An 11,648-nucleotide genomic window follows, 5' to 3' on the forward strand; every position below is an offset into this window, starting at 1 on the left:
CGCCCGCCGTGGAGTGTCGGGCAGACGGGCGGGCGGACGGCGCGGATGCGGGCCGCCGCGCTGTTCGAGGGGGAGCCGGCGGCCCGGCCGGCCTCTTTGTGAGGCAGTTCAGTCAACCGGGTGGAAACCAGCCACAACAGAGCGCTTTCGTGGCGGAGTTGGGCATTCCGATCACACCCCGTGTGAAGCGCCCTCCATTACGCTGGCGGTACCGAGCCAACGGAGGGCATCCATGCAGCCCAACACCCTGCTCGACGCGATCCTCGACGAGGCCGGGGTCTCCCACGCGGGCCTCGCCGCTCATGTGAACCAGGCGGGAAAGGCCCGCGGGCTCGCCCTGAGATACGAACACACCGCCGTGGCGCGGTGGTTGAAGGGGCAGCGCCCGCGCGGCCAGGTGCCCGACCTGATCTGCGAAGTGCTGGCCGCCCGCCTCCAGCGGCACGTCACCCTCGACGACATCGGCCTCGGCATCCCCGGCGAGCCGGCGGTCCCGCACAACGGCACGCTCTCGGGGTTCGTGGAGCGGGCCACCGCGCTGTGGCGCTCGGACCAGCAGCAGCGCCGGCACATCCTGGACGCCCCGGCCGTCACCGGCACCCCGGCCGTGATGCCGGTGTGGGAGTGGGAGAACCCGCCGGAGGACACCGACGTCTCGCGCGGCGGCCGCCACCGGGTCAGCACCGCCGACCTGGAGCTGATGCGCTCGGCCCGCACGCACTACGAGCAGATGTACCGCAAGGCGGGCGGCATCGCGACCAGGGTCCGCATCGTCGGCTTCCTGAACACCGAGGCGGCGCCGCTGCTGCGCGGCAGCTACACCGACGAGACGGGACGCGACCTCCACCGGGCCACCGGCGGTCTGGTGGCCATCGCGGGCATCTGCGCCTACGACTCCGACGCGCACGGCCTGGCCCAGCGCTACTTCCACCAGGCCCTGCGTCTGGCCAAGGCCAGCGCGGACCGCGGGCTCGGCGCCTACGTCATCGCGCTGCTGGTCAACCAGTCGCTGCACATGCGCGAGTACCGGCAGGCGGTCGCCTTCGCGGAGGCCGCGCTGCGAGCGGCGGGCCGGCACATCACCCCCGCCCTGGCGTCCGACCTCTACGCGATGCAGGCCAAGGCGTACGCGCACCTGGGCGACGGCACCAGCGCCCTGGAGTGCATCCGGCGTGCCGAGTCCGCCGCCGACCGGATCCGGCGCCGTCACGAGCCGGACGAGACCGGATACGTCCAGCCGGGATTCGTCAACGTACAGGTGGCGGAAGCCCTGTTGAGCCTCGGCGACTACGCCGGCGCCAAGGAGCACGCCACCGAGGCCGTGCACACGCCCGCGCACGACCGCGGCCGTGTCCACCGGCTCGCCGTCCTCAGCCAGATCCAGCTCAGACAGGGGAACCCGGATCAGGCCGCCGAGACCGCCGTACAGATGGCCGAGGCCGCCCGGGGCATGGAGTCCCAGCGACTGCGCGACAGGCTCCGGGCGGTACGCGAACACCTGGTGCGCAGCGGCTGCGCCGGCACGGCGGAAGCCGCCGCACTCATCGACGGGGCGCTGCGCGTACCGCTCTGAGCCCTTTCGCGGGGCGCTCGATCACGCCACTGCTGCGATATTGCCATCAACTCGACGGAAGGTGGCAGAACCGTGCAGTGGACGAAACAGAACGAACAAACTGTGTATGAAAACAGGTGGTTCAGCGTCAATCTGGCCGACGTCGAACTTCCCGACGGCCGGCACCTCGACCACTTCCTGATCCGGCTGCGCCCGGTGGCGATCGCGACGGTGGTCAACGACGCGGACGAGGTGCTCCTGCTGTGGAGGCACCGCTTCATCACCGACAGCTGGGGCTGGGAGCTCGCGGCAGGAGTCGTCGAGGACGGCGAGGACATCGCGTACGCGGCCGCCCGAGAACTGGAGGAGGAGACCGGCTGGCGGCCGGGACCGCTGCGGCACCTGATGAGCGTCGAACCGTGCAACGGTCTGACGGACGCCCGGCACCACATCTACTGGACCGACGAGGCAACGTACATCGGCCACCCCCAGGACGATTTCGAGTCGGACCGCAGGGAATGGGTCCCGCTCAAACTCGTCCCCGACATGCTCGCCCGAGGTGAGGTCCCGGCCGCCAACATGGCGGCCGCGTTGTTGCTGCTCCACCAACTCAGGCTCGGCTGAGCTCTTCCCGCCGTGGCAGGCCGTGGTGCCCCTAGCGCCCGAGTGCCTGCCACACCGCGATGGCGAGGGCTCCGACCGCCGTCAGCGCGGCGACCGTGGGCAGGGGCCAGCGTGTGTGTTCCAACGCGGTGAGCCGCGCGTTGAGGTCGTCCTGATCCTTGACGTTCTGGTCGTCGCGGTGGGCCAGCAGGGCCAGTTCACCGTCGATGCGGGTCAGTCCGACCTCGAAGACGCGGCGTAACTCTGCGAATTCTTCCGAGACCACGGGATGCTCCGGGTCGGTGGTCACGAGTCCGCTCCTTTCTGTAGTCGTCACATCCCTGTTGTGCGCAACGAAAGTCAACTCGCCTGGTGGGCGCGGCGGGAGCGTGTGCGATGGGCATATGCGAGTAAGGCGCGCGCACCCCGTGCGAAACGAACGGGCCCGGTGTTCCGAAGAACACCGGGCCCGCTGTTCGAATACGCTGAGTGATCCCTGAACGCGGAGCTACACGTACGTGTAGAAGCCCGATCCGGACTTCCGGCCGAGCCGGCCCGCGTCGACCATCCGCTGCAGCAGCGGGGGAGCGGCGTACAGCGGCTCCTTGTACTCGGCGTACATCGAGTCGGCGATGGAGGCGATCGTGTCGAGGCCGATCAGGTCGGAGAGCTTGAGCGGGCCCATCGGGTGGGCGCAGCCCAGCTCCATGCCGTTGTCGATGTCCTCGCGGCTGGCGATGCCCGACTCGAACATGCGGATCGAGGAGAGGAGGTACGGCACCAAGAGCGCGTTCACGACGAAGCCCGAGCGGTCCTGGGCGCGGATCGCGTGCTTGCCGAGGACCTTCTCGACCAGCGCCTGGGCGCGGCTGATCGTGCCCTCGGACGTGGTCAGGGCCGGGATCAGCTCGACGAGCTTCTGCACCGGGGCCGGGTTGAAGAAGTGGATGCCGATGACGTGGTCCGGGCGGGACGTCGCCACCGCCAGCTTCACCAGCGGGATGGAGGAGGTGTTCGAGGCGAGAATCGCGTCGGGGCGGGTCACGACCTGGTCGAGGACCTGGAAGATCTCCGTCTTGACCTGCTCGTTCTCCACGACGGCCTCGATGGTGAGGTCGCGGTCGGCGAACTCGCCCAGATCCGTGGTGAAGGTCAGCCGGGCCTGCGTCTCCGCCAGCTCGGTCTCGCTGATCTTGCCGCGTGCGGCCGCCTTCGCGAGGGAGTTGAGCAGCCGGGTGCGGCCGATCTCCAGGGCTTCGCCGGTGGTCTCCGCGACCATCACGTCGAGGCCGCTGCGGGCGCAGACCTCCGCGATGCCGGCGCCCATCTGGCCACAGCCCACCACTCCGACGCGTGTGATGTCAGTCAAGGCGTCCGTCACCTCGTGCCTTTCGATGATTCGTCCGAGTTCGTCCGAGTTCGTCCGGGGGTGCCGGAGCAGTGATCCGGACACGTGTCCCGGGGATTGCGGATCTGCACGTTACCCCGTGGTCATGAGAGGGATGGAGTCCGGGTTAACGGCTGTTTATATAGGGACTCACAGTTGCACGGGAATTCGGGGGGATCCATGGGACGTATGTCACGCCGAGTCTTCACGCTGGGTGCCGCCCTCGCGCTCGCGGGGGTGACGGCCGGGGACGCGGTGGCCGGCGACCCCGTGCCCCGGCGCGGGCCCGCACTGCGGGGGATGTGGCTGGCCAGTGTCGCCAACCGGGACTGGCCGTCGAAGCCCGGCCTCACCGCCGCCGCCCAGCGGGCCGAACTCCTCGCCCACCTCGACACGGCCGTCGCCCGCCGGCTGAACGCGGTGGTCTTCCAGGTGCGCCCGGCCGCCGACGCGCTGTGGCCGTCCCCGTACGAGCCGTGGTCGGAGGTGCTCACCGGGGTCCAGGGCACGGATCCGGGCTGGGATCCGCTGGGCACGGCCGTGACGGAGGCGCACCGGCGCGGTCTCGAGCTCCACGCCTGGTTCAACCCGTACCGCGTGGCCAATCACACGGACCCCACCCGGCTCGTGCCCACGCATCCGGCCCGGCGCCACCCGGACTGGATCGTGCCGTACGGCGGGAAGCTGTACTACGACCCGGGCCTGCCCGAGGTCCGCGCGTTCGTGCAGGACGCAATGGTCGACGCGGTGAAGAAGTACGCCGTCGACGCCGTGCACTTCGACGACTACTTCTACCCCTACCCCGTGCCCGGCCAGACCTTCGACGACGACGCCACGTTCGCCGCGCACGGTGCCGGGTTCGCCGACAAGGCGGCCTGGCGGCGGGACAACATCGACCGGCTCGTACGGGAGATGTCGCGGCGCATCGAGAAGGCGCGGCCCGGGGTGCGGTTCGGGATCAGCCCGTTCGGGGTGTGGCGCAACCGGGCGACGGACCCGCGGGGCTCGGACACCGCGGCGGGCGTGCAGACCTACGACGACCTGCACGCCGACACCCTCCGGTGGGTCCGTGAGGGATGGATCTCCTACGTGGCGCCGCAGGTGTACTGGAACATCGGCTTCGCGGCCGCCGACTACGCGAGGCTCGTGCCCTGGTGGGCCGACGCGGTCCGGGGGACCGGGGTGCGGCTGTACATCGGCGAGGCGCTCTACAAGGCGGGCGATCCCGCGCAGGGCGCCGCCTGGCAGGACCCGGCCGAGCTGTCCCGGCACCTCACGTTCGCGGACAGCCACCGCGAGGTGAGCGGGCACATCTACTTCTCCGCCAAGGAGGTCGGGGAGGACCGGATCGGGGCGATGGCCCGGGTCGTCGCCGACCACTACACGCGCCGGGTCACTCCGGATTCCTGAGCGTGTGCCGCACGACCGCGTCCGGGCCCGGCGACATGATGGCCTCGTGGCCGTCCTCGAAGCGGACCCGGAACGGCGGCGCGCCGTTCGCCCCCAGTACTTCGACGATCTGGGCGATCCGGTCGTGCTGCCCCACGGTCCGGCCGTGCACCACGAGCTGGTCGCCTGCGGATGCGTACATCAGGAGTGCCCCCTCGCCCTGCCTGTGTTGGGGGCAAGTCTACGGCGGGACAGGCGAGTTGTCCCTTTTGGAGCGCACCCTGGCCGTGGGCCCGCCGGGTGCCGGCGATGCAGACCAGCACCGTCGCGGCGGCCCGGGGCGAGCGGAAACCTGATCGACCGGACCCGGTGTGACGTGCGACGATCCCGCCCATGTCAGCAACCCCCGTGCCGACGGCACCGCTTCCCGACGGGTACGAGATCTCCGTCGACCCCGCGCGCATCGACGCCGCCCGCGTCCACCACTGGCTCTCCACCGACGCGTACTGGGCCAAGGGCCGCTCACGCGAGACGCAGGACGGCGCGCGCGCAGGCTCCCTCGACTTCGGCGCGTACGACACCGCTTCGGGGGAGCAGGTGGCCTACGCGCGGGTCGTGACGGACTCGGCGACCTTCGCCTGGCTCTGCGACGTGTACGTGGACCGGTCCGCGCGCGGCAAGGGGCTCGGCAAGGCCCTCGTCGTGGCCGTCCGCGAACACCTGCGGCCGCTCGGCGTCCGCCGCATCCTGCTCGCCACCAGCGACGCGCACGGCGTGTACGAGCAGGTGGGCTTCCAGCCGCTGCCCGAGCCGGCCCAGTGGATGGTGCACTACTACGACCCGGCCGTACGCTCCTGAACGCGCAGCCTGTGAACCGCGAGTGAACCCTTGACCGGGGCTACCGGCCGGTTACACGATCAGGCATGCAGCTGAGCGTCACACTCCTCGCCGCCGCACGCAGCTCCTCCCTGCTCACCGAGCGCTTCGACGACGACCGGCCGCTCGACCACGCGGGCTGGTACGAGGTGCTGCGCGCGGCGCCCGGGCTCGGCCCGCTGGCCGCCGCCGAGCTGCGCTACTGCTCACCCACCCCGCGCAGCCGGGCCACCGGCGACGCGCTCGGGCTCGCCCCGCTGGTCCAGCCCGCCCTGCGCGACTGCGACATGGGCCGCTGGCGGGGCCGCACGCTGGCCGAGGTGACGGCCGTCGAACCGGCCGCCGTCGACCGCTGGCTGGCCGACCCCCGCGCGGCGCCGCACGGCGGCGAGCCGCTGCTCGCCTTCATCGCGCGGGTCGGCTCCTGGCTGGACACCCGGCCCGCCGACGACGGCACCCGGATCGTGGCGATCGCCGAACCGTCGGTGGTCCGCGCCGCGCTCGTCTACGCGCTGAAGGCGCCCCCGTCGACGTACTGGAACATCGATGTGCCGCCGCTGTCGGCGGCCACCGTCACCGGCCGGCCGGGCCGCTGGGGTCTGCGGCTCGGCGCCGGTAGTCCGTCGTGAGGACCAGGTCCTTCGCCGGGCCCCTCACCCGCCACACGGTCCGCCAGCGCCCGGAGTCGTACACCGTGAACTCGCCCCGGTAGAGATCCGCCGAGCACGGGTGGTCCGCCACGTGGTGGCCCGTGCGCAGGTCGAGGCCGTGGAAGAAGCGGCCGTCGGCGAAGCGCACGACGACGGTGCCGGGCTCCTCGCCCGGTCCGTAGAGCAGGGTCCGCTCGGCGGGGCGCGTCGTGCCCCGCCAGGTGAAGCCGCCCGACTCGACGTGCCGCAGCGTGCCCGCCTCCGCCGCCGTGGGGTCCGCCGTGAAGTCCGTGGTGCCGGTGAACGTGCCGGTGACGTCCGCGGCGAGATCCCGCACCGTCCGCTCCACCTGCCAGGTCCCGGCCAGGAACGCCAACGCGTCCGGCACCGGCCGGAGTTCACCCGTCACGTGCCTTCTCCTGTCTCTGTCTCCGCGCACCGTCCGCCCGCCGCCGCTTCCCATCCTGCCTGTGCGTCCTCGTGCGACGGCTCGCCGGGGTCGGCCGCCGCGATCCGGCGCCGGACGCGGTCCGTGCAGGCGGTGTCCCCGCACGCGCACGAGAAGTCGGCCTCGGCCGTGTCCCGTCCGTCCGGTGCCCAGGGCCGGGCGAAGAACCCGTCGTACTGGGCGACGACCGCCTCGTTCGCCTCGCGCAGCAGCGCCCGGCGCTCCTCCCGGCCGGCGGCGTGCGGCCCCGCGGCCAGGTGCCGGGCCCACCGGTCCTCGACCGCCCGCACGGTGTCCGTGCCGCCGTCGATCCTGAGGAAGGGCGCCCCCGACGCGCGTACCTCGGTCTCGACGACCTCGGCGAGGCGGCGGTACAGGGCCAGCGGGCCCGGGGCCAACTCCCTTTCGGACAGCCGCTCTTCGAGGAGTCCGGGGGTCGGCAGCAGCCACAGCGCGGCCCGGCCGGGGAGCGCGTCGACCAGGCGCGGGGTGATCACCGTGCCCTCGGCGATCGTGAGCGGCGCCGGGGGCAGGGCCCGTACGTCGTCCGCGACCATCGGGCCGCGCTCGTGGTGCAGCGCCATCGCGTACAGCTCGTCGACGGGCGCCGCCCAGCGGTCCGCGGGGGAGAGCCGCTCGAACCGCTCCGCGGCCGGGATCCCCGCGGCGAGCGCCCGGTCGCGGTGCGCCCAGGTGCGGGTGTCCGCGTGATAGCGGCGCAGCCCGTACCGGCGGGCCAGCCGCTCGGCGACAGTCGACTTCCCGGCGCCGGGCGGCCCGCCCAGCCACAGCACGTCCGTCATCGCGGCGGCCCTTCGCGGTGTGCGGGACGTCCGGTCACGTGCTGCCTCCGTGGATGCGCCGGGGATGCTGCCGGGGGTGCGGCCCCCGCCCCGACCGTAAGCCGGGGAGGGCGGTGCGCCGCAACCGCGGCCCCCTGCGCCGAAAAGCGGATGCGTGCGGGCGCCGCGCCGCGTTACCGTCGACGGCATGAACGTCACCGGCCGAACCACCACCGCGACCGCGCGAGCGACCAGCTCGCCGGTTGCCGCCGCCTGACGACTTCTCTCCCTCGGCGACCGGACACGGTCCGCCGACGACTCCCCAGGGCTCCTCGTCCCGCTCCCGGTGATCGCGCGCACCGTCCTCCGGCGCCGCCGCACGCACGCACCCCAAGGAGCCCCCCATGGACACCGAGACCGTCCTGCGCACCTTCGTCGAGTACTTCGAGGAGCGCGGCCACCGTCGCATCACCGGGTCCACGCTGCTGCCGCCGCCCGGCGATCCGGTCCTGTTCACGACATCGGGCATGCACCCCCTCACCCCGTACCTGGAGGGCCGCCCGCACCCCCTCGGCACCCGCCTCGTCAACGTCCAGCGCTGTCTGCGCACCACGGACCTGGACGAGGTGGGGGACCTCACCCACCTGACCGTCTTCGAGATGCTCGGCACCTGGTCGCTCGGCGACTACGGGCTGCCGCGCAGCCTGGAATGGGGACACGGACTGCTCACCGAGGGGTTCGGCATCGACCCGGGACGGCTGCACGCCACCGTGTTCGGCGGCGACGGGCGCAGCGGGCCCGACACCGAATCGCTGGAGACCTGGGAGCGGCTCGGCGTCCCGGTCGAGCCGACCGTCGACGACAACTGGTGGTCCGGCGGGCCGACCGGGCCGTGCGGCCCCGACTCGGAGATCTTCCTGTGGACGGGCGACACCCCGCCCCGCTCGACGCCCACCGGGGACGAGCGCTGGGTGGAGGTGTGGAACCACGTGATGATGCGGTACCGCGGGCTGCCCGACGGTTCCCTCGTGCCGCTGCCCCGCCCCAACGTCGACACCGGGCTCGGCCTGGAACGGCTGGCCACGCTGTTGCAGGGCCGCACCTCGGTCTTCGACTGCGACATCTTCACCCCGTGGCGGGAGCGGCTGCCCGGTCTGTGGGGCCCGCTCGGCGAGACGTCGACGCGGCTGGTCACCGACCACCTCCGCTCGGCCCTGGTGGTGCTCGGCGACGGTGTCCTGCCGGCCGCCACGGGACGCGGCTACGTCCTGCGCAGGCTCGTCCGCCGCGTCCTCACCACGCTGTGGCGCGACGACCCCGACCGGCACCTCGGCGATCTGCCGGCCGAGCTGATCGAGCACACCCGCGACCACTTCCGGCAGGACACCGACCCCGAGCGGGTGCGTCGTGTACTGCTCGACGAGGAGCGCCGCTTCCGCCGCCTCCTGGACACCGGACGCAAGGTGCTCGACCGGCCGCGCTTCCGCGGCCCGCTCACCGAGGAGGACCTGCACTATCTGCACGACACGCACGGCCTGCCGCGCGATCTCGTACGGGGGCTGCGCGGCGAGCCCGAGCCCGAGCCCGGGCCGAGGTAGCCGGGGGAGGCGGAGGCGGGCCCGGGTTACGGCGCCTCCGGTGCCTTCGGCTCCGTGGCGAGCTGGATCAGATTGCCGCAGGTGTCGTCGAGGACGGCGGTGGTCACCGGGCCCATCTCCACGGGCTCCTGGGTGAAGCGGACGCCCAGGGCCGTCAGCCGCTCGTACTCCGCCCGCACGTCGTCGACGGCGAACTGCGCCAGCGGGATGCCGTCCCCGACGAGCGCGTCACGGTACGGCTTGACGGCCGGGTGCCCGGCGGGTTCCAGGAGGAGTTCGGTCCCGCCCGGCTCCTCGGACGAGACGACGGTGAGCCAGCGGACCCCTTCGCCCAGCGGGACGTCGTGCTTCTTCCGGAAGCCGAGGATCTCGGTGTAGAAGTGCTCGGCCTTCGCCTGGTCGTCGACGAAGACGCTGGTCATGTGGATCTTCATGGGGTGCTCCTCAACGTGGGGCGGCCGGGAGGCCGCCTGCCCATTAACTCGCGGTCACCGACGAGCGGCCAGCACCGCCGCGACGCCCTCCCGCAGGTCGGCGACGAAGGGCCCGGGAACCTCGAGGGACGGGAAGTGGCCCCCGGCGCCGGGCGCGTTCCACCGGACGATGTTCCGGTACCGCTCCCGCGCCCAGGGGCGCGGGCACTTCTCGATGTCGCGGGGATACACGCTGAGGGCCGAGGGGACGTCGACCCGCAGATCCGGGTCGAGCGAGTCGTGGCTCTCGTAGTAGATGCGGGCCGCCGACGCTCCGGCCCGCGTCAGCCAGTACAGGGTGACGTTGTCGAGGACGCGGTCCCTGGACATCGTCTCGAACGGGCTGTCCTCGGTGTGCGACCACTCGGCGAACTTGTCGAGGATCCAGGCGAGCAGCCCGACCGGCGAGTCGACGAGCGAGTAGCCGATGGTCTGCGGCCGGGCCGCCTGCTGCTTGGCGTACGCCGCGCGGGGGCCGTCCCAGAAGGCGCGGGTCTCCTCGGTCCAGGCGCGCTCGGCCGCGGTCAGCCCGTCCGTCGGCAGTCCGGGCGGTGCCTGCGGGGTGAGGGTGTGGATGCCGAGCACGTGCGCCGGGAACCTGCCGCCGAGGACGGTGGTGATCACACCTCCCCAGTCCCCGCCGTGCGCGGCGAACCGGTCGTAACCGAGCCGTCCCATCAGCTCCACCCAGGCGGCCGCCATCCGCTCGATGCCCCATCCGGTGGTGGCCGGCTTGTCGCTGTACCCGAAGCCCGGCAGTGAGGGGACCACGACGTGGAACGCGGGCGCGTCCGCGTCCTGCGGGTCCGCCAGCTCGTCCACGACGTCGACGAACTCGGCGACGCTGCCCGGCCAGCCGTGCGTCAGCAGCAGCGGAACCGCGTCCGCGCGTGCCGAGCGGCGGTGCAGGAAGTGGATGCCCAGGCCGTCGACGGTCGTGCGGAACTGGCCGATCCGGTCGAGCCGCGCCTCGAACGCCCGCCAGTCGTACCCGGTGCGCCAGTACGCCACGAGGTCGGCGAGATCGGCGAGCGGTACGCCCTGCGCCCACCGGCGCGGGCCGGGCGCGGCACCCCGGACCGTCTCGGCCTCCGGCAGCCGCGCCGCGGCCAGCCGCGCGCGCAGATCGTCCAGGTCGGCGTCGGTCGCGCGGGCGTCGAATGCCCGTACGTCATGGGAGGGGCGAGGCATGAGAACTCCTGGCCGTCGGGGAACCGGATCCGATCTATCGTGAACCGGCATAGATGGTTCTCGCAACCCTCCAGGCCGCATTGGAACCGGCTAGGCTGGTTCCATGCGCTCCGGCTTCCCCGATTTCCGTCTCGGCCCCGTCCTCGCGACCAGCTTCACGGGCACGCTCTCGGAGCGTTTCGGGGATCCCGTGGAGCGCGTCCCCGTGCCGGATCGGTTCGTCGACTGGCTGGCGGTGAGCGGCCTCGCCGTGGACTCCTGCACCGAGGAGCAACTCACCCTCGCCCGTGAGCTGCGGGAATCGATCCATGCCGCCGCGTCCGCGGCGGCGGCAGGGGAGCCCCTCCCCGCGGCCGCCGTCCAGGTCATCAACGACTTCAGTGCCGCGGGGCGGGCCACGGCGCTCCTGACGCCCGGCGGGAAGCTGCGGTGGCGGCTCGGCCCGGCGTCCCGCGTGGAGGACGCCCTCGGTGTGATCGCCGCCGACGCGATCGGCGTCATCTCGGGTGAACGCGACGGGAAGCTGGCCCTGTGCGCCTCCCCGACCTGCCGGGCGGCCTTCTTCGACACCAGCCGGAGCCGCACCCGCCGCTGGTGCGACATGAACACCTGCGGAAACCGCCAGAAGAAGGCCCGCTTCCAGGCCGCGCACCGCAAGGACTCTGCCTCGGCGCAGTGATCTCCGCCCGTGCACGCACC

The 11,648-nt window shown here is 72.4% G+C and carries 14 protein-coding genes; 7 read left to right on the top strand and 7 right to left on the bottom strand.

All coding sequences use genetic code 11. From position 1 onward, the window contains the following. The first annotated feature begins 232 nt into the window (after positions 1-232). Positions 233-1,573, top strand: a complete 1,341-nt coding sequence (locus tag ABT127_RS08475; protein WP_351445943.1) for an NsdA family TPR-like regulatory protein — start codon at positions 233-235, stop codon at positions 1,571-1,573. 72 nt (positions 1,574-1,645) lie between these two features. Next, positions 1,646-2,176, top strand: a complete 531-nt coding sequence (locus ABT127_RS08480; RefSeq protein ID WP_351445945.1) for an NUDIX hydrolase — start codon at positions 1,646-1,648, stop codon at positions 2,174-2,176. Between the two features lie 31 nt (positions 2,177-2,207). Here the strand turns inward: ABT127_RS08480 and ABT127_RS08485 are convergent, their stop codons facing one another. Both ABT127_RS08485 and ABT127_RS08490 read right to left on the bottom strand, forming a co-directional pair. Then, positions 2,208-2,465, bottom strand: coding sequence for a hypothetical protein (locus tag ABT127_RS08485; protein WP_351445947.1), 258 nt, complete (start codon positions 2,463-2,465; stop codon positions 2,208-2,210). A gap of 198 nt (positions 2,466-2,663) precedes the next feature. Beyond that, entirely contained in the window at positions 2,664-3,524 is an 861-nt protein-coding gene (locus ABT127_RS08490) for a 3-hydroxybutyryl-CoA dehydrogenase (protein ID WP_351445949.1), read from the bottom strand. Positions 3,525-3,722: 198 nt separating this feature from the next. Here ABT127_RS08490 and ABT127_RS08495 point away from each other — a divergent pair, with 198 nt between their 5' ends. Next, a complete protein-coding gene (locus ABT127_RS08495) occupies positions 3,723-4,952 on the top strand; it encodes a glycoside hydrolase family 10-like protein (protein WP_351445951.1) in 1,230 nt (409 codons plus the stop codon). Here the strand turns inward: ABT127_RS08495 and ABT127_RS08500 are convergent. Beyond that, positions 4,936-5,133, bottom strand: a complete 198-nt coding sequence (locus tag ABT127_RS08500) for a DUF1918 domain-containing protein (RefSeq protein ID WP_351445953.1) — start codon at positions 5,131-5,133, stop codon at positions 4,936-4,938. The genes ABT127_RS08495 and ABT127_RS08500 overlap by 17 nt on opposite strands. Positions 5,134-5,324: 191 nt before the next feature. On the opposite strand from ABT127_RS08500, the gene ABT127_RS08505 reads away from it, so the two are divergent. Beyond that, complete coding sequence (locus ABT127_RS08505) at positions 5,325-5,789, top strand: GNAT family N-acetyltransferase (RefSeq protein WP_351445955.1); 465 nt, start codon at positions 5,325-5,327, stop codon at positions 5,787-5,789. Between the two features lie 65 nt (positions 5,790-5,854). Further along, positions 5,855-6,436 (top strand): histidine phosphatase family protein, encoded by a 582-nt coding sequence (locus ABT127_RS08510; RefSeq protein ID WP_351445957.1) that lies wholly within the window; start codon positions 5,855-5,857, stop codon positions 6,434-6,436. Here the strand turns inward: ABT127_RS08510 and ABT127_RS08515 are convergent. Together ABT127_RS08515 and ABT127_RS08520 are read right to left on the bottom strand one after the other, a co-directional pair. Then, positions 6,381-6,920, bottom strand: a complete 540-nt coding sequence (locus ABT127_RS08515; RefSeq protein ID WP_502971659.1) for a DUF6314 family protein — start codon at positions 6,918-6,920, stop codon at positions 6,381-6,383. The genes ABT127_RS08510 and ABT127_RS08515 overlap by 56 nt on opposite strands. Further along, complete coding sequence (locus ABT127_RS08520) at positions 6,863-7,708, bottom strand: hypothetical protein (RefSeq protein WP_351445961.1); 846 nt, start codon at positions 7,706-7,708, stop codon at positions 6,863-6,865. The genes ABT127_RS08515 and ABT127_RS08520 overlap by 58 nt, the downstream gene beginning before the upstream one ends. Before the next feature lie 383 nt (positions 7,709-8,091). Here ABT127_RS08520 and ABT127_RS08525 point away from each other — a divergent pair, with 383 nt between their 5' ends. Continuing rightward, positions 8,092-9,285, top strand: coding sequence for an alanine--tRNA ligase-related protein (locus ABT127_RS08525; protein ID WP_351445963.1), 1,194 nt, complete (start codon positions 8,092-8,094; stop codon positions 9,283-9,285). 26 nt (positions 9,286-9,311) lie between these two features. On the opposite strand, the gene ABT127_RS08530 is transcribed toward ABT127_RS08525, so the two are convergent. Further along, positions 9,312-9,719: a VOC family protein gene (locus tag ABT127_RS08530; protein WP_351445965.1), complete on the bottom strand. Its 408-nt coding sequence runs from the start codon at positions 9,717-9,719 to the stop codon at positions 9,312-9,314. Positions 9,720-9,773: 54 nt separating this feature from the next. Beyond that, the gene (locus ABT127_RS08535) at positions 9,774-10,949 is read right to left on the bottom strand and encodes an epoxide hydrolase family protein (RefSeq protein ID WP_351445967.1); all 1,176 of its coding nucleotides are present in this window, start codon (positions 10,947-10,949) and stop codon (positions 9,774-9,776) included. Between the two features lie 103 nt (positions 10,950-11,052). Between ABT127_RS08535 and ABT127_RS08540 the strand changes: the two genes are divergently transcribed. Next, entirely contained in the window at positions 11,053-11,628 is a 576-nt protein-coding gene (locus tag ABT127_RS08540) for a CGNR zinc finger domain-containing protein (protein WP_351445969.1), read from the top strand. The last annotated feature ends 20 nt before the right edge of the window (positions 11,629-11,648 follow it).

This window comes from Streptomyces sp. NPDC001904 (assembly GCF_040297005.1).
Taxonomy (GTDB): domain Bacteria; phylum Actinomycetota; class Actinomycetes; order Streptomycetales; family Streptomycetaceae; genus Streptomyces.

Excerpts from the sequence above, each read along its gene's own strand:
- ABT127_RS08525 (WP_351445963.1), top strand. The coding sequence starts at position 8,092 with ATGGACACCGAGACCGTCCTGCGCACCTTCGTCGAGTACTTCGAGGAG.
- ABT127_RS08535 (WP_351445967.1), bottom strand. The coding sequence starts at position 10,949 with ATGCCTCGCCCCTCCCATGACGTACGGGCATTCGACGCCCGCGCGACC.
- ABT127_RS08475 (WP_351445943.1), top strand. The coding sequence starts at position 233 with ATGCAGCCCAACACCCTGCTCGACGCGATCCTCGACGAGGCCGGGGTC.
- ABT127_RS08500 (WP_351445953.1), bottom strand. The coding sequence starts at position 5,133 with ATGTACGCATCCGCAGGCGACCAGCTCGTGGTGCACGGCCGGACCGTG.
- ABT127_RS08520 (WP_351445961.1), bottom strand. The coding sequence starts at position 7,708 with ATGACGGACGTGCTGTGGCTGGGCGGGCCGCCCGGCGCCGGGAAGTCG.
- ABT127_RS08530 (WP_351445965.1), bottom strand. The coding sequence starts at position 9,719 with ATGAAGATCCACATGACCAGCGTCTTCGTCGACGACCAGGCGAAGGCC.
- ABT127_RS08510 (WP_351445957.1), top strand. The coding sequence starts at position 5,855 with ATGCAGCTGAGCGTCACACTCCTCGCCGCCGCACGCAGCTCCTCCCTG.
- ABT127_RS08540 (WP_351445969.1), top strand. The coding sequence starts at position 11,053 with ATGCGCTCCGGCTTCCCCGATTTCCGTCTCGGCCCCGTCCTCGCGACC.
- ABT127_RS08505 (WP_351445955.1), top strand. The coding sequence starts at position 5,325 with ATGTCAGCAACCCCCGTGCCGACGGCACCGCTTCCCGACGGGTACGAG.
- ABT127_RS08495 (WP_351445951.1), top strand. The coding sequence starts at position 3,723 with ATGGGACGTATGTCACGCCGAGTCTTCACGCTGGGTGCCGCCCTCGCG.
- ABT127_RS08515 (WP_502971659.1), bottom strand. The coding sequence starts at position 6,920 with ATGGGAAGCGGCGGCGGGCGGACGGTGCGCGGAGACAGAGACAGGAGA.